Raw genomic sequence first — 16540 nt, forward strand, 5'->3', positions numbered from 1 at the left:
GTCGTCTCGCACAGCAGGCCAGGCTAGTCGGCCACCCTCTGCACACGCCCGGGTGACAGGTTAACGTCCCCCTCATGCGTGAGATGAGCCGTGACGAGTGGTGGAAGTTCGCGTCCGAGGGAACCCGCACGGGCATGCTCGGCCTGGTCAGGGCCAACGGCGCCCCGATCGTGACGCCGGTCTGGTTCCTGCTGAACGAAGGCCCCGACGGCGACGAGCTGATCTTCACGACCGGCACCGAGACGCTGAAAGGCAAGGCCATCGCCCGCGACGGCCGCATTTCCCTCGCCGTCGACGACGGGAAACCGCCGTATTCGTACGTCCAGTTCACCGCCGAGGCGCGGCTGACCCACGACTTCGACGACATGCTCGCGTGGGCGACTCGCCTGGGTTCCCGGTACATGGGCGCGGAGCGGGGCGAGGAGTACGGGAAGCGCAACGCCGTCCCGGAGGAGTCGCTCGTCCGGGCGACCATCACCAAGGTGATAGCGCGGGCCGAAATCGCCGGCTGACCTCGGTTCGCTGGTACCCTCGCCGGCGGGGGTGGGGGACATGCTTCCGGGTGAGGACGACAGACGCGACGCCGTCAAGGCGATCCTGAGCTCAGGCCAGCGCGAACTGGTCGCCGAGCTGGAACGGCTGGACGGCGGGGCCCGCTTCGGCCGGGGCCGGGTACGCCTGCTGGACGGCGGCGACGTCTTCGAGCGCGCCGGCATCGCGGTCACGTCGGCGGACGACAGCGAGTTCTTCACCAGCGGGCTGTCGGTCGTGCTGCACCCGCGCAACCCCTTCGTGCCGACGTTCCGGGCGGCCTTCCGCTACTGCGAGTCCGGTGACGCGTGGTGGTTCGAAGGGGCCGCGGAACTGCTGCCGTGCTACGGCTTCGCCGAGGACGCGACCCACTTCCACCGGGTGCTCAAGAACCACTGCGACACGCTCGACCCGGCGTTCCACGCGCAGGCGAAGCGGGCCGCGGACGACCGGTTCCGGCTCCCCCACCGCGCCGAGCCGCACGGGATCGGCGGCATCGCGTTCGACCACCTGAGCCCGTCGGGGCCGCACGGCTGGCGGCGCGGAGCGGCGTTCACGGCGGCGGGCATCGCGACGATCGCCCCGGCGTACCTCCCGATCGTCCGGCGGCGGCGAGATCTGCCGCACGGCGAGCGCGAACGGCAGTGGCAGCTGCACCGCCGCGGCCGGTTCGCGGAATCGGCGATCTTCCACGCGGCGTCGGCTTCGCGAGCGGACGCGGAGGCGGTGTTGGCGGCGCTGCCGCCGGTGGTCCGGTGGGACGCCGGGTTCACGCCCGAGCCGGGGAGCCCGGAGGCGGAGCTGGCCTCGTTCCTCGTACCGCGCGACTGGGCGGGCGAGACCGCCGCGGTGGTCAGCTGAGACCCGAGGTCATGAACGACCCTTTCAGCGCGTCCGACGCGGTGAACGACCCTTTCATCGCGTCCGGCCCCGGGGTTCCGGCGAAGTCCGCGTTGGCCGGCGGTCCCGCCAAACGTCTTGAATGAGTCATTCAGGACCCCCGAAGACCTGAATGACTCATTCAAGACACTCGGGCTTCGCTTCGGCGACCCGGAACGCTGACTTTGGCCGGGCCCCCGGCGCGCGGCCCCCGGCGCCCGACGCCCGACGCCCGGCGCCCGGCGCCCGGCGCCCGGCGCGATGAACGACCCTTTCAACGCGTCCGGCGCGGTGAACGACTCTTTCATGAGCTTCGGCCCCGGCGCGCACCGGTGAGCGGGAAACCCTTCTTCACCAAGGGTGAGCGGTCCCGTCGAGTATTGACACGGCCCGCTCGAAGGGTGTGAGATCTGTCCCTATAGATAGGAAACTTTCCTAACTATTAGGTTCGATTCCGGTGGTCCGCCGACCAGTTCCGCCCCGGTCACCCCCTGTCCCCCGACCCACGCAGGAGGCTCCCAGTGGCACCCCGTCCACCGTGGCGCGTGGTACTGGCCGGTACCGCCGTCGCGGCGCTCGGCCTCACCGCGCTCAGCCCGGTAAGCGCTTTCGCCGCGGACACCGACTACGAATCCGAGAACGCCGTGGTCTCCCAAGGCGCCGTCGAATCGAACCACGCCGGCTACTCCGGCACCGGGTTCGTCAACTTCGACAACGTCGCCGGCAGCTACGTCGAATACTCCGTGAACGCCGCCCAGGCGGGCACGCACACCCTGACCTTCCGCTACGCCAACGGAACCGCCGACAACCGCCCGGTCAAGCTCGTCGTCGACGGCGGGGACAAGGGCACCGTCGACTTCCCCGGCACCGGTGCCTGGACGACGTGGAAGACCGCCACCGCGACCGTCCAGCTCACCGCCGGCGTCAACAAGGTCCGGACCACCGCCACCACCGCGAACGGCGGCCCGAACGCCGACAAGCTGACCGACACGTTCGTAGCGCCGACCGACGGCGAGCCGCCGTCGCCGCCGTCGAACCTCAAAGCCGGCAACATCCTGCCGACCGCGGCGACGTTCACCTGGACCGCCGCGACCGACAACGTCGGCGTCGTCCGCTACGAAGTCAACCGCGGCGGCAACATCCTCAAGACCGTCGACGGCAACACCACCACCGCGACCGTCACCAACCTGACCCCGAACACCGCCTACGACATCTCCGTCGGCGCGTTCGACGCCGCGGGCAACCCGTCGCAGCAGAGCAACGTGGTCACCTTCACCACGCCGCCGAGCGACGACACGACCCCGCCGACCGTGCCGGGCAACCTGCGCTCCACCGGCGTCACCGCGAACAGCGTTTCGTTGGCGTGGAACGCTTCCACCGACAACGGCGGCACCGTCGCCGGCTACGACGTCTACCAGGGCGCCACCAAGGTCGCGACCACGACGTCGCTCTCGACGACCGTCACGAACCTGAACCCGAACACCTCGTACACCTTCACGGTCAAGGCGCGCGACCCCGACGGCAACAGCTCCGCGGCGAGCAACGCGGTCACCGCCAAGACGTCCGCTCCGGGCGGCGCGGGCGGCATCCCGGAGTACGACAAGGACATCGCGAAGGTCGACCTCGGCTGGTCGGTCGACTTCCTGCCGAACGGCAACGCGCTGGTGACCGAGCGGGACCGGTTCGAAGTCGTGCTGGTGACGCCGTCCGGGCAGAAGACGACGCTGGGCAAGGTGCCGGGTGCGGTCACGACCAGCGGTGAAGGCGGCCTGCTCGGCCTGGCGATCTCGCCGAACTGGGCGAGCGACCACGCGATCTACCTGTACCACACGGCTTCCGGGGACAACCGGATCGTGAAGATGACCTACGACGGCAGCACCCTGTCCTCGACGTCGACACCGGTGCTGACCGGGATCGCGAAGAACCGCTACCACAACGGCGGCCGGATCAAGTTCGGGCCGGACGGCAAGCTCTACGCCACCGTCGGCGACGCGAAGAACAGCGACAACGCGCAGAACAAGAGCTCGCTCAACGGGAAGATCCTGCGGCTCAACCCCGACGGTTCGGCGCCGAGCGACAACCCGTTCTACGCCACCGGCGGCAACGCGCGGTACGTCTGGAGCTACGGCCACCGCAACCCGCAGGGCCTGGCCTGGGACTCGCGCGGCCAGCTGTGGGCGGCGGAGTTCGGCGAGAGCAGCCAGGACGAGCTCAACCTGATCCAGAAGGGCGGCAACTTCGGCTGGCCCAGCTGCGAGGGCACGCAGGGCAGCTGCAGCGGCTTCATCGCTCCCAAGAAGACCTGGCCGACGTCGCAGGCCGGGCCGAGCGGGCTGGAGATCGTCAACGACTGGATCTACATCGCCGGCGTCACCGGCGAGCAGCTGTTCGCCACGCAGATCAACTCCGCGGGCACCGGCATCGGCACCGTGTCGACGCTGTTCTCCGGCCGCTGGGGCCGGCTGCGCTCGGTCACGAAGACCCCGGACGGCGGGCTGTGGCTGACGTCGACGAACAACGACAAGAACGGCGGCACCCCGTCGGTGCTGGACAACGTGGTCGTGCGGCTGAAGTTCCCCGGCGGAACCACGCCGGGTGACTTCAAGCTGACCAGCTCCGCGTTCGGCGACAACGCGACGATCCCGGACAAGTACACGTGCGCCGGCGACGGCACGGCGGGCCAGGACCCGTCGCCGCCGCTCGCGTGGGGCGCGTCGACCGGCGCGAAGGCGTACGCGGTCGTGTTCGCCGACGTCGCCAACAGCGGGAACAAGCTGCACTGGGCGATCTGGGACGTCCCGGCGTCGGCCCGCTCACTGCCGGAGGGACTCGGCGCGGGCTACACCGTGCCGAACCAGGGTGGCGCCAAGCAGAAGGCGATGGGCAGCGGGGCGAACGCGCAGAAGTTCTTCGGCCCCTGCCCGGGCGGGTCCAGCCACCCGTACACGTTCACGCTCTACGCCCTGAACACCGCGACGGTCCCCGGGTTGAGCTCGTCCTCGACGATGGCCCAGGTCGAGACGGCGATCAAGGGCGCGTCGACGGCGAACGTGGTGCTGCGCGGCAAGTCGAGCGCGGCGGCCTAGAAGCCGCGGCAGGGGTGACCGGAGCGGCGCCGGTCACCCCTGCCGCCCTCACCCCTGTTCGGCGAGCGTGCGCAGGTGCGCGTCGACGTCGAAGCCGTGTTCCTCCAGCCGGCGGCGGGCGAGCAGGAGCTCGTCGGGGGTGAACAGCTCCGAGTACTCCGAGCGGAGCATCGTGGCCTCCGAGCTGCGGCCGAGCTGGTTCTTCTCCCAGAGGACGGTGAACCCGCCCGCGGTGCCGGCGCCGCGCAGCAGGAGCCGCGCCGCCTCGACGCCGCCGTGCTCGCGGACCATGCGCTCGAACTGGGCCGGCCGGTAGCCGTAGTCCTTGGCGAGAACCCGGCAGCCGTCGAGGAGGTCCTCGGTGAACCGCGCGGCGAGGCGGGGGTCCGCGGGGACGGGGGCGGCTGGTTCGGGCATGGGGCAACCTCTCGACGCGATGGCTTCCCTGATTAATCGCGAACGCGACCGGTTTCGCTACGCCGTTCGGGCAGCCAATCGGCGAACACCACTCTGCGTGGCAGGATAACGGACAAAACCGGCCAAAGGGAGTCTGTCGGTGGTGCCTGCCATGCTGGCGGCATGCGAACCGTGGTGCACGGCGACATTCATGTCCACTATGGACAGATCTACGTCCACAGCGAGGGCGGCGAGCCGTTCGAGGGCGACCTGAGCGCGTGCTTCGCCGGGCAGCGCAACGGGCTGTGCGGCGCCGCCGTCCCGGGCACGTTGTTCCTGCTCACGGGCCTGCACACCGGGGACGTCGGCTTCACCGCCGAGGTGCACGAGACCGAGCCGCCGGACGCAGGCGGCGAGGACGTGGTCGAGGCGTCGTTCCGGGCGGAGGGGCCGGCGAGGCTCGTGACCTGGGGCGGCGAGGACTGGTGGGACCTGGAACTGGCGCCGGGCGACTATCGCGTCCGCTACAGCGGGACCGGGATGGACGCGGGCCGCGAGCTGGACACGCGCGTCGACGGCGAGGCCGAGGGGGACAGCTACGTGCTGCAGTTCTGGCCCGCGCCCCCGGCGCCCGACGCGGTGGTCAGGCAGCACAGCGCGGCGGCCGCGTACTGGCACGGCTTCGCGCGGAAACTCCCGCCGCCGGCGCAGGGGTAGCTCACCGCGATCGGGGAAGCACGCCGGCGGGGATCACCGCTGCCGCGCGGGCGGCCCGACGGGTGGATCACCGCAGCTGAGCGAACAGCCCGGCGGACCGGAACGCCGCGGCCAAGCGCAGCACCACAGCCGAACAGACAACCCGGCAGGCCGAAGGACCACGGCCGAACAGGCAGCCCCGTGAACGGGAGCACCACAGTCAAGCACCGACCCCGCGAACCGGACACCGGCAATCGGGCCCGGCCACCCCGAGCCACCCACGGTCACCCGGAACCCGCGCCGAGGGTCACCAGCCGAACAAACCCGCCATGATGCGCGCGCAGCGGGCCGTCATCGCGGCCGCGTCCTCGTCCGGGCGGTCGATCCACCAGCTGATCAGCGAATCCACCACCCCGGTCCACACCTGGGCGATCGCCTCGATGTCGACCGGGTCGGCCAGCCCGCGCGAGGTCATCAGCTCCGTCGCGCCCAGCAGGGCGAACGCGTCCAGGCGGCGCCGGTAGTCCGCCGCCGAGGCTGCGATGTCGCCCGTGGCCGGGACCGTTTCGTCGCGCAGGAGGCGCCACGCGTAGCGGTCGTGGTCGAACGTCGTGAAGATCGCCGAGAGCACCTTCAGCGGCATCTGGTCGGGATCGCCGCCGCCCGCCATCGTCGTCGCCACGCCTTCGGTCAGCCGGTCGCCCGCGCGGTGCAGGCAGGCCAGGTAGAGCCCGTCCTTCGAACCGAAGTACTGGTACAGCAACGGCTTCGTGACCCCGACCCGGCGGGCGATCTCGACCATCGACGCGCCCGCGTAGCCCACCCGGCCGAACTCCTCGGTGCCGGCCACGACGAGCTGGGCCTCGCGCTCTTCGCGAGGCATCCCCTTGGTCCCGACCGCCCTTGACTCCGTCACGCGCGAGAGCCTACCGTGCGTAAAGTGACCCGGGGGTAAGTTACCGTCAGGTCAGATCGAAGGAGGCGACGTGGCCGAGTTCCTGGCGCACCTGCGCGACCCCGTGCTGTTCGCGATTCCGGTGTTCGTGCTGTTCGTGGCGATCGAAATCGTCGCGGTGCACGTGCTGGGGCACGACGACAACGTCGTCGGCTACAGCGTCGCCGACACCCGCACCAGCATGCTGATGGGCACCGTCGCGGTCGGCGTCAACGCGCTGTTCCGGCTGGTGATGCTCTTCGTCTTCGCCGCGCTGTTCGAGCTGGCGCCCGTCAAACTCGACCCGCGCGACTGGTGGACGTGGGTGCTCATGCTGCTCGGCCAGGAACTGGTCTTCTACGCCTACCACCGCGCGAGCCACCGCGTACGGCTGCTGTGGGCGGGCCACCAGGTGCACCACTCCAGCGAGCACTACAACTTCTCGACGGCGCTGCGCCAGAAGTGGACGCCGTACTTCCAGCTCCCCTTCTGGTCGGTGCTGGCGCTCTGCGGGATCCCGCCGTGGATGATCCTGACCGGCCTGTCGATCGACCTCGTCTACCAGTTCTTCGTACACACCGAGAAGGTCGGGAAGCTGCCGCGCTGGTTCGAGTACGTCTTCAACACCCCGTCGCACCACCGCGTCCACCACGGCAGCGACGAAGAGTATCTAGACTCCAACTACGGCGGCATCCTCATCGTTTGGGATCGCCTGTTCGGCAGCTTCGTCCCCGAAGGCAAGCGGCCGACGTACGGGCTGACGACGAACATCGGCACGTACAACCTGCTGAAGGTCGGCTTCCACGAGTACGGCTCGATCCTGCGCGACCTCCGCGCGGCCCGGACGTGGCGTGAGCGCGCGGGCTACGTGTTCGGCCCGCCCGGGTGGACGCCCCACACCACCGCGGGCGCCGGAGCCGACGCGCTGCCCAGGAGCTTCAGCGCGGTCTCCGACGGTGAACCGGGCTCGGCCGTGTAGGCGATCAACCGCTGCCCCGACGTGCCCGGAATGACGAGGTTCTCGAAGCTGAGCTCCACTTCGCCGACCACCGGGTGCCGCAGCAGCTTGACGCCGGAGGTGCACGTGCGCACCGGGTGCCGGGCCCACAGCGACGCGAACTCGTCGGAGTTCATCGTGAGCCCGCCGACCAGCTCGGCGAGTGCGCGGTCGTCGTGGTGCCGGCCGGCGACCAGGCGCAGCGACGCCACCGCCAGCTCCGCCTGCTCGTCCCAGTTCCGGTAGAGCGCGCGGTACCGCTCGTCCAGGAACAGCATCCGGGTCAGGTTGGGCCGGGTCGCCGGGTGCTCCGGGCTGTCCGGCGCGAGGTGGGCGGCGAGCAGCGCGTGGCCCAGCTGGTTCCAGGCGAGGACGTCGCCCCGGCGGTCCATGATCACCGCCGGGACGTGGGTCATCGCCCCGAGCAGCTGCCGGGCCGACGCGCTCGCGTGCGCCACCCGCGGCGGCGCCGGGCGCGACGGCGCGGTCGGCCGGGCGAGGTCCTTCAGGTGGGCCGTCTCGTCCTCGGTGAGCCGCAGGGTGCGGGCGATCGCCTCCAGCGTGCTGTCGGACGCGTTGCCGGCGCGGCCCTGCTCGAGGCGGGTGTAGTGGGTGATGCTGACGTTGGCGAGCGTCGCCAGCTCCTCGCGGCGCAGGCCGCTGACGCGGCGGCGGGCCGGGTGCGGCGTGATGCCGACGTCCTCGGGACGCAGCGCGGCGCGGCGCGACTTGAGGAAGTCGCCCAGCTCGGACGGGGCGTCCATGAGTGCCTCCGGTTCGGCCTTGATCGCTACCTCCCCATGATGCCCGCGCGGCCCGGCGGCCGGAAGCCGTGAGGGTGGTGCTGCCGTGACCACCCTCGCGCGGACTGGGCAAAACGGGGTTCTGGCTGGCCACCCCGGTGCCGACGAAGCTTTTCCCCGATCACGCGCGTCGGAGCGCACCGCGTACCCGCAACCGTCGAAGGAAAAGGACCCATGTCTGTCACTGATACCGAGGCGGCCGGGACCGTCGCCGGCGCGGCACCGGACCGGCTCACGCCCCGGCTGCGGCTGGTGCTCGTCCTGCTGCTCGCCACGCAGTTCATGCTCGCCGTGGACTTCGCGATCCTGAACGTGGCCCTGCCGGTGATCGGCGGGAACCTCGGCTTCTCGCTGGGGCACCTGCAGTGGATCGCCACCGCGTTCGCGCTGTGCGCGGCGGGCTTCACGCTGTTCTTCGGCCGGGTCGCGGACCTGTTCGGCCGGCGGCGGCTGTTCCTCGGCGGCCTGGTCGTCCTGGGTGCCGCCTCGATCCTGGGCGGTCTGGCGCAGAACCCGGAGATGCTGATCATCGCCCGCATCTTCCAGGGCCTGGCCACCGCCGCCGTGACGCCGGCCGCGCTGTCGCTGATGACGGTGTCGTTCCCGGAGGGCCCGCTGCGCCAGAAGGCGCTCGGCCTCAACGGCGCGCTGATGTCCAGCGGCTTCACCGCCGGCGCCATCCTCGGCGGCGTGCTGACCGACCTGCTGTCGTGGCGGTGGGCGTTCTTCATCAACGTGCCCGTCGCGCTCGCCGTGCTGCTCGTCGCCCCGACGGTGATCAAGGAGTCCCGGCCCGACGAGCGTCCCAAGCTCGACGTGCCCGGCGCCATCACGGTGACGCTAGGCCTGCTCGCCATCATCTTCGGGCTCACCCAGGCGAGCGAAGAGGGCTGGGGCTCGCCGACCGTGCTCGGGTCGCTGGCGGCCGGTGTGGTGCTGCTGCTGGTGTTCTACGCCGTCGAGCGCAAGGTGTCCGCGCCGCTGGTGCCGCTCACCGTGCTCCGCAAGCGGTCGGTGGCCTGGGGCAACGTCGCGGGCCTGATCGCGTTCCTCACCGAGTGCTCGCTGGTCTTCCCGCTGACGCTCTACTTGCAGGAGGTGCTCGGCTTCTCGCCGCTGGCCGCGGGCCTGTCCTTCGGTGTGCTCGGCCTCGGCACGGTCACCGGCGGCGTGTTCGCCCCGAAGGTCATCGGCAAGGTCGGCAGCAAGCGGACGCTGATCATCGGCGGCATCCTGCAGACGGTGTTCACCGCGGCGCTGCTCGGCCTCGGCGACGACCGCTCGTGGATGGCGCTGATGCTGGTCGCGAGCTTCGCCGGCGGCGTCGGCAACATGCTCGTCATCGTCGGGTTCATGGTCACCGCCACCTCCGGGCTGGCCGACCACGAACAGGGCCTGGCCACCGGCCTCGCCACGATGACCCAGCAGGTCGGCATCACGATGGGCACGCCGATCATGAGCGTCGTGGTCACCTCCGCGGCGGCGGGCACCGGCGCCACGGCCATCCTCGGCGGCCTGAAGGCGGCGATCGCGGTGAACGCCGCCATCGTGCTCCTGGGTCTGCTGACCAGCGCCCTGTTCCTGCGCAGCGACCGGGCGCGCTGACCGCAGAACCGGAGAAGGCCCCTCGGGACGAGTCCCGAGGGGCCTTCTCCGGTGTCGGCGTCAGTCCGCCAGCGGGAACCGGAAGTTCGCGAACAGCGGGGTCTCCTGCGCACCGGCCCCGCGCATCCGCAGGGCGTAGCTGACCAGAGCGTGGTCGATCATCGAAATCCGGTCGCCTTCTTCTTCCGCCCCTTCGGAAAGGTTGTCGACGAACCACTCGATCGCCGACTTGCCCTCGTACCGGTCGCGCGGCGCGAAGACCAGGTCCGAAGCGCCGATCTCGCCGAGGACGTTGAGCACGTAGCTGACCGGGAACGCGCGGTTCTCGCGGTCGAACCGCGTCCGGTCCAGGTCCGGGAACGAGTCGGCCATGCGCTCCAGCGCCGCCTCCGGGACGAGGTCCATCCGGCCCGTCATCATCGACAGCTCGATGATGTACGGGTACGCGTTGCCCCGCGGCGAGTAGTTCTCCCCCGGGTCGACGACGTCGAACACCGCCGTGACGTCGCGCAGGAAGCCGTCCAGGTCGGGCAGTTCGTCGGCCAGCCGGCCCAGGTTGTGCAGGGCGATCACGTAGTACTGGGACATGTGGACCCGGATGTTCCACGGGATCAGGCGCATCAGCGACCGGGCCTCGGCGAGGGCGTCGATCGGCCGCGTCAGGTACTCCGGCCGCCCGATCAGCGCGACGGCGTTGAGCATCGTCAGCAGCGGGTAGACCTTCATCCACTCGGTCGTCAGGTGGTTGTGGAAGAACGGCCAGTTCCCGACCTCGTCGGCCCGCGTCAGGTACTCGAGGACCTCGGCCAGGTAGTCGCGGTCGCCGTCGCAGATTTCGCCGGTGTAGCCGAGCAGCGCGAGCACCGACATCAGCATCCCGCCCGCGCGCCCGCAGAAGTACGGGATGGGGATGCGCTCGAGCAGGTCCAGCGCCTCGACGACGTGGTTGCGCTCCGCGGTGACCAGGCGGTCGCCCAGCCCGAGCTGCCCGATCGCGAGGAACACCGTGGAGCAGGCGGAAACCCGCTCGTACTCCCCGTGCTTGCCCTGGTTCTCGTCCGCGATCCCGTCCGGCACGATCTCGTCGAGCATGCCGAGCACTTCGGCGGGGAAGTCGAGCTCGGCGTTGACCAGCAGGGCGAGGTCCAGCTCCAGCTTGGCGAACGCGTCCAGCAGGATGCTGCCCGCCGTCGCCCGGTAGTACGGGTTGGGCACGGCCCGGACGGCGTCGAGCAGCGGCCCGACGGCCGGCTCCACCCAGGCGCGGTCACGGCCGGGCTCGACGACCTTCAGCGTGAAGTCCGCCAGCTCGCGGCAGAACCGGGTGTAGCCGTCGGCCGGCGGCACCTTCGCGGCCAGGCGGTCGAAGGTGGCGCGGAGGTGCCCGGCGACGGCCGGGTCGTAGGCGATGGGGTACTGGCCGAGGCCGATCCCGCGGAGCATCCGGCTCCACGGGGTCGCGATCATCCGGGACTCGCGGGGCAGGTCGCCCAGTCCGGACACGGGCAGAGCGCGCGTGACGGCGTTCATCGATCTCCTTTTTCGGGGCTCACGAGGTGGCGTGCGGCACCGCGGGCGCCGCGATGCCGAGGAATTCGGTCCGGCTGCCTTCCAGCAGCTCCAGGGCCCAGTTGAGCCATTTGACGCCCTGGCAGTAGATGGCGACCGGACGGCGCTGGGTGCGGTGGCTGTCCACGAGCGTGCCGTCCAGCTCCTTCTGGAAGTGGAACGGCGGCATGGCCGTGAAGTGCTGGCCCATCAGGAACACGAACCGGATCAGCCAGTAGGGGTCGTCGCGCAGGTACGGCGACTCCGGGTCGTCCAGCCGCAGCGCGGCCGTCATCACCGGGGCGAAGAAGTCTTCCATCCCTTGCGGCGCAACGGGGTCGACGCGGCCGCCGCCCGCGGTCACGTCCCGGACGCGGTAGGCCCGCTGGTACGGGTTGCCCGCCGAGAACGCTATGTCGACACTGGGCGTCCGGCCGGCGCCGGCGTCGACGGTCATGGCGAACTGTTCGAAGTGGATTTCGTCGTAGTGGCCGATCGAGTTGTGCCAGGGCTTGTTGTCGTACATCGGGTCGTCGCGGGTTTCGGCGCCGTCGCTCTTGAAGCCGATGGCGCGCGGGTCGAGGAACCGGATGCCCAGCGCGGCGGGGGTGATCGCCGCGAGCGCCGCGTCGATGTCCTCTTGCGGCGCCCCGGATTCCACCAGCCGCTGGGCGCGCCGCAGCGGTTCGGTGTGGGTGATCTTGATGTTCTCGGTGTTCGTGTCGCCCATGACCAGGGAGTGGAACGCCGGTTCGAGGACCGCGTGGAACTGCGGGGTTTCGCGGAAGCGCTTCAGCAGCGCCGAGTGGTTGAGGTAGGAGACGCCGTCGATGACGATCCGCTCGGTGTCGAGCAGGTCCGGGCCGAACGTCCGCGGCGCCGTCCGGCGGCAGAGGTCCAGGCGGTCCTCGATCTTCCGTAGATAGGAAACTTCCAGGGTCTCCCCGGGCGCCGGCACGCGGCCGACGCTGTGCACCTCGTCGTTGAGCACGCGGATGATCTGCTCGTAGAGCCGGGCGACGACGACCGGCGGCGGGGTGTGCTTCTCGACGTAGCGGCTGACCTCCTCGCCGGCGACGTAGCTCATCTCGTAGATCACTTCGCGGTCGACCGCGCGGTCGCCGAGCCGGGCCGGCACCTCCCGTTCGCACACGGAAAAGACCTCCGGGAAGTAGCCGCGCACCGGGTCGGGCAGCGCCCGCAGGAACTCGGCCTGCTTCCGGGCCTTGGTGAACGGCGGGAGCATGACGCCGTCGCCGTCCGGGTTCCAGCGCGCGGTCGTCAGCGCCTCGCTGAGGATCTTGCGGACGGTGACGTGCCGCTCCCCGTCCTTGCGGACGAAGACCGTCATCGACTCGCTCCCGCCCTGGCCGAAGCCGGCGACCGCTTCGTCGCTGTTCAGGTAGGCGTGGACCGTGCTGGGCAGCACCCGCCGGGCGCGGGCGCTGGCGAGGACGCGCTCGTTCTCCTCGGTCAGGCCCAGCAGGCACGCGTACTCGAACTCGTCGAGGGCGGTGTTGAGCCGCTTCCGCCGGGCTTCGGCCGGATCCGCGACCACGAGGACGTGGGAGGCGTACGGCCCGGTGTCCACTTCGGACACGGACCCGAGGGCGACGATCCGGCAGTGGCCGTTGAGGTGGACCGGCCGCGGGCCGGCGCCGAGGACGCCGTCGCGGAGCACCGCGCGGGTGGCGTCCGCCAGCTCCTTCCGGGCGTGGATCGGCACGCCTTCCGGTGAGACGAGCGGGATCCGGGCCGCGGTGAGGCCGTCGAGGATCCGGTCGGCTTCCGGCGTCCGCTCGGCCAGGGCGACCGCGTCGGACGGCGAGACGGCTCCGGAGGCGGCCAACGCCGCCAGCCAGCCCGGGACGTCGGCGGCCGCGAGGTAGTGGTCGCTCTGCGCGAGAAGCGCGGGCCGGTGCCGGGCGAGGGTCTCGAACAGCTCGTGCTGCCGGACGACGTGGTCCGCCGCCGAACGGCCGGACGCCCCGCCGAAGCAGAAGACGACGACCTCCGGCCGCGTGGTCGGGACGGTCCGCGCGCGGACGCCGCCGGCCAGGTCCCGCACGGTCAGCTCGACGTAGGCCTGGCCCGGCGGTGCGGGATCCCCTGCGGCGAGCCCCTTCTTCGTACGCGCGCGCAGGGCAAGCTCGCCCTGGTCGAGGTTGAGGTGTTCGCGGTGGCTGCGGGTGTGCTGGTACAGCTCCAGGAACCGGTGGAACGCGGGTGACGCCGCCCGGTCGGGCCGCAGCATCTCCGCCGAGATGACACGCTCGAAGACGTGGGAGAAGAAGCCGTCGCAGAAGGCGTTCCCGGCGGCGAGGCCGAAGACCTCGTGCAGGAGGCCGTAGTCCCCGCGGGTCGGCTCCTCCCCCGCCAGGGACAGCTCCTCCAGCCGGGACCGCACGGCACTGGCCACGTCGAGGGCGCGCAGGACCGTGTCGACGTCGTCCCGGCTGCCCGAGCAGGCCGTGACCGGCGTGGCGACGGCGTTGTCCCGCACCAGGTCGACGGACTTGCGGCCCAGCCCCAGTTCCAGCACGAGGTCCGCGTCGAGACCGGTCAGGGTTTCGCACGTGTCGCGCGACGCCATCACGCGATCGGTCATGGCCAGCACCCCGTCGCGGACGGCGGCGGCGGTGGTCAGCAGGGACTTGTCGTGGTTGGACACCACCGGGACGCGGGGGTCGGCGAAGCGGATCCCCTGGTCGTCGATGAACCGGGCGAGGGCGTTGCGGGCCGGCCGCATCCGCGCGGAGTGGGCGAGGAAGACGGTCGGTTCCTTCAGCTCCCAGGCGGTCGCGGACGCGACGAGCGCGTCGAACGCGCTCTTGACCCCGGACCGGACGTAGAGGTTCGCCTGCGTCGGCGCGTAGGTCTTGTGCACTTCGACGTCCGTGAGCGGGAAAACCGCGCGCACCTCGGCCAGGACGTCCGCCAGAGCTTCCGGGGTCGGCGCCTTCACCGCGACCACGTGGTGCGGCTCCCCGACCAGTGGCGCCCGCCGGGCGGCCTCGTCCAGGTACGGCTCGACGGTCCGGGCGAAGTCGTCGTCCACGTCCGGGCCGCCGGCGGCCCGCAGCATGAGCGGCGTGAACACCTGCGCGATCTTCACGCCGTCGAAGACGGAAAGGGCGCCACTCGCCACCGCGGCCGTCAGGATGCCGAAGCTCTCGCCGGTGTAGGCGACGAAGCCGGCCGGCCCGCCCTTCTTCGCGATCCGGTCGCGCAGGTGGGCGTCCACGGCGAGGCTGTGCACCAGCAGGGCCGCCCCGATGCGGCCCTGCAGTTCCAGCCTGCCCTCCGGCAGGCTCCCGGATTCGAGCAGGAGCAGTTCCGGCCGCGCCGGAAAACCGAGGGCGCGCGCGGCTTCGCGGTAAATGCCGGCGACTTCGGGCACCGCGGAGTCGAGGAACGACCGGGGCAGATCCCGGTAGAGCGCCCGGCTGCCGAGACCGGGGAAGAAGCCCGCCACGCGGATCCGGTCCGCCGCGGGCGCGGGCAGTCCGGGGTGGACGGTGGCGGGAACGAGCGACGGGGAGCGGAGCACAGGGCATCGCCTCTCGGAATTTCGGTGGCGGTGGAATCGCACGCTCGCCGTTGGGCGTGAATACTCGATCGCGAGTACAAATCGATTCTTGACGTTCACCCGAACGTGTTTCAACACGATTATGTACAGGCTTCTTCAAGCTTCCGTCGGGAAATGTCAAGGAATGTCAAGGCCGGTGTTTAGTTCGCGCTCACAGCCCGGAGGTCGCGCAGGCCGGTCGCATCGGATATCATCGATACGGCCATGATCAGCACGGAAGGCCACCGAAGACATGCCCGTGACAGGCGACATCGCGGCCCTGCTCGAGCCCCTGAAGGCGCTCACCAACCCAGTGCGGTTCGAAGTGCTCCAATGGCTTCGCGAACCGGAAGAGCACTTCCCCGTCGACCCCGCCGTCGTCGACCCGCGCGAAGTCGGCGTCTGCGTCAGCCACATCCAGGCGAAGGCCGGGCTCGCGCAGTCGACCGTGTCCGCCTACATGGCGGTACTGGAACGCGCGGGCCTGGTGCGGGCGACGCGCGTCGGGAAATGGACGCACTACCGGCGTGACGAAGAACGCATCGCGTCTTTCATCGAATCGTTCAGGCAGGAACTCGGATCGTTTTCCGCCGGCCTGGCCTGACCGGTTTCCGGCTCACCCGCGCCCGATCCGGAAACCGACGCCGCGCACGGTGACGATCCACCGGCTCGAGCCGAGCTTGCTCCGGAGACTGCTGACGTGCGTGTCGATGGTGCGGCTGCGGTGCGACCATTCGTCGTCCCACACCCGGCTGAGCAGGTGACGGCGGGAAAGCGTGGTGCCCGGCTGCGAAGCGAGCTGGTAGAGCAGGTCGAACTCCTTGGGCGTGAGGTCCACCCGCCGCCCCTCCTGCAGGACCTCGCGCGCACCGGCGTCGATCCGGAGTGGACCGTGCGTCACCACGTCCGCCGCCGGCGGCCGGGGATAGGCCCGGCGCAGCACCGCTTCCATCCGGGCGAGCAGTTCCCGCAGGCCGTAGGGCTTGACGATGTAGTCGTCGGCGCCGGCCCCCAGGCCGAGCACGCAGTCGAGTTCGGCTCCGCGCACGGTGATCGAGATGATCGGCACGTCGCCCGCCGCCCGGATCCGGCGGCACACCTCCAGTCCGTCGAGGTCGGAGAGGTCGAGGTCCAGCAGGACCATGTCGAAACCACTGTGGACTTCGAGCGCTTCCGCCGCGGTGGACACGCTGCTCGCCGCGTACCCGTGGCGGCGCAGTTCCCGCGAAAGATCTTCCGCCACCGAAGTGTCGTTTTCGACGACGAGAACCCGCAACGCCTGCGCTCGCACCTCCTGATCGCGTGGTCTCACCAGTTCCACGACGTGCCGATTCACCCGACGCTCCTTCCCCCAAAGGACGCAAAACTTCGAACAGTGCGCAGCACACCCCAGGAAAACGTTACCAGGCCGCCCACTTCGACACACCACGATATCACGATATGGACGGCGGTCTCAACGGCGAAATCCTTTGCGGACAGCGCGAAACAGCCGGGCAG

At 70.5% G+C, this 16540-nt stretch carries 13 protein-coding genes; 7 read left to right on the plus strand and 6 right to left on the minus strand.

Going from position 1 to position 16540, the window contains the following annotated elements; genetic code table 11:
• Window positions 1–74: 74 nt before the first annotated feature.
• The 3 genes from ACIQWX_RS33905 to ACIQWX_RS33915 all read left to right on the plus strand — a co-directional run bounded on the left by ACIQWX_RS33905 (window position 75) and on the right by ACIQWX_RS33915 (window position 4496).
• Window positions 75–512, plus strand: coding sequence for a PPOX class F420-dependent oxidoreductase (locus ACIQWX_RS33905; protein ID WP_400880004.1), 438 nt, complete (start codon window positions 75–77; stop codon window positions 510–512).
• Between the two features lie 40 nt (window positions 513–552).
• The gene (locus tag ACIQWX_RS33910) at window positions 553–1392 is read left to right on the plus strand and encodes a coproporphyrinogen III oxidase (RefSeq protein WP_400880007.1); all 840 of its coding nucleotides are present in this window, start codon (window positions 553–555) and stop codon (window positions 1390–1392) included.
• A gap of 539 nt (window positions 1393–1931) precedes the next feature.
• Window positions 1932–4496, plus strand: a complete 2565-nt coding sequence (locus ACIQWX_RS33915) for a PQQ-dependent sugar dehydrogenase (protein ID WP_400880010.1) — start codon at window positions 1932–1934, stop codon at window positions 4494–4496.
• A 48-nt stretch (window positions 4497–4544) separates the two neighbouring features.
• Here the strand turns inward: ACIQWX_RS33915 and ACIQWX_RS33920 are convergent, their stop codons facing one another.
• Window positions 4545–4913: a hypothetical protein gene (locus tag ACIQWX_RS33920; RefSeq protein ID WP_400880013.1), complete on the minus strand. Its 369-nt coding sequence runs from the start codon at window positions 4911–4913 to the stop codon at window positions 4545–4547.
• A gap of 162 nt (window positions 4914–5075) precedes the next feature.
• Here ACIQWX_RS33920 and ACIQWX_RS33925 point away from each other — a divergent pair, with 162 nt between their 5' ends.
• Complete coding sequence (locus tag ACIQWX_RS33925) at window positions 5076–5609, plus strand: hypothetical protein (RefSeq protein WP_400880016.1); 534 nt, start codon at window positions 5076–5078, stop codon at window positions 5607–5609.
• Between the two features lie 286 nt (window positions 5610–5895).
• Here the strand turns inward: ACIQWX_RS33925 and ACIQWX_RS33930 are convergent, their stop codons facing one another.
• Window positions 5896–6504 carry a TetR/AcrR family transcriptional regulator gene (locus ACIQWX_RS33930; protein ID WP_400880019.1) on the minus strand — a complete coding sequence of 203 codons (609 nt, stop codon included), beginning with the start codon at window positions 6502–6504 and terminating at the stop codon, window positions 5896–5898.
• Window positions 6505–6574: 70 nt separating this feature from the next.
• On the opposite strand from ACIQWX_RS33930, the gene ACIQWX_RS33935 reads away from it, so the two are divergent.
• Window positions 6575–7501 (plus strand): sterol desaturase family protein, encoded by a 927-nt coding sequence (locus ACIQWX_RS33935; RefSeq protein WP_400880022.1) that lies wholly within the window; start codon window positions 6575–6577, stop codon window positions 7499–7501.
• On the opposite strand, the gene ACIQWX_RS33940 is transcribed toward ACIQWX_RS33935, so the two are convergent.
• Complete coding sequence (locus tag ACIQWX_RS33940) at window positions 7387–8283, minus strand: helix-turn-helix transcriptional regulator (protein ID WP_400880025.1); 897 nt, start codon at window positions 8281–8283, stop codon at window positions 7387–7389. The genes ACIQWX_RS33935 and ACIQWX_RS33940 overlap by 115 nt on opposite strands.
• A 213-nt stretch (window positions 8284–8496) precedes the next feature.
• On the opposite strand from ACIQWX_RS33940, the gene ACIQWX_RS33945 reads away from it, so the two are divergent.
• Window positions 8497–9927: an MFS transporter gene (locus tag ACIQWX_RS33945; protein WP_400880028.1), complete on the plus strand. Its 1431-nt coding sequence runs from the start codon at window positions 8497–8499 to the stop codon at window positions 9925–9927.
• A gap of 60 nt (window positions 9928–9987) precedes the next feature.
• Here the strand turns inward: ACIQWX_RS33945 and ACIQWX_RS33950 are convergent, their stop codons facing one another.
• Window positions 9988–11457 (minus strand): hypothetical protein, encoded by a 1470-nt coding sequence (locus ACIQWX_RS33950; RefSeq protein ID WP_400880031.1) that lies wholly within the window; start codon window positions 11455–11457, stop codon window positions 9988–9990.
• Window positions 11458–11476: 19 nt separating this feature from the next.
• A complete protein-coding gene (locus tag ACIQWX_RS33955) occupies window positions 11477–15025 on the minus strand; it encodes an ACP S-malonyltransferase (RefSeq protein ID WP_400880034.1) in 3549 nt (1182 codons plus the stop codon).
• Window positions 15026–15296: 271 nt separating this feature from the next.
• On the opposite strand from ACIQWX_RS33955, the gene ACIQWX_RS33960 reads away from it, so the two are divergent.
• On the plus strand, window positions 15297–15647 hold the full coding sequence (locus ACIQWX_RS33960) for an ArsR/SmtB family transcription factor (protein WP_400880036.1): 351 nt from the start codon (window positions 15297–15299) through the stop codon (window positions 15645–15647).
• Between the two features lie 12 nt (window positions 15648–15659).
• On the opposite strand, the gene ACIQWX_RS33965 is transcribed toward ACIQWX_RS33960, so the two are convergent.
• Window positions 15660–16379: a response regulator transcription factor gene (locus ACIQWX_RS33965; RefSeq protein WP_400880038.1), complete on the minus strand. Its 720-nt coding sequence runs from the start codon at window positions 16377–16379 to the stop codon at window positions 15660–15662.
• Between the last annotated feature and the right edge of the window lie 161 nt (window positions 16380–16540).

This window comes from Amycolatopsis sp. NPDC098790 (genome assembly GCF_044759945.1).
Taxonomy (GTDB): domain Bacteria; phylum Actinomycetota; class Actinomycetes; order Mycobacteriales; family Pseudonocardiaceae; genus Amycolatopsis.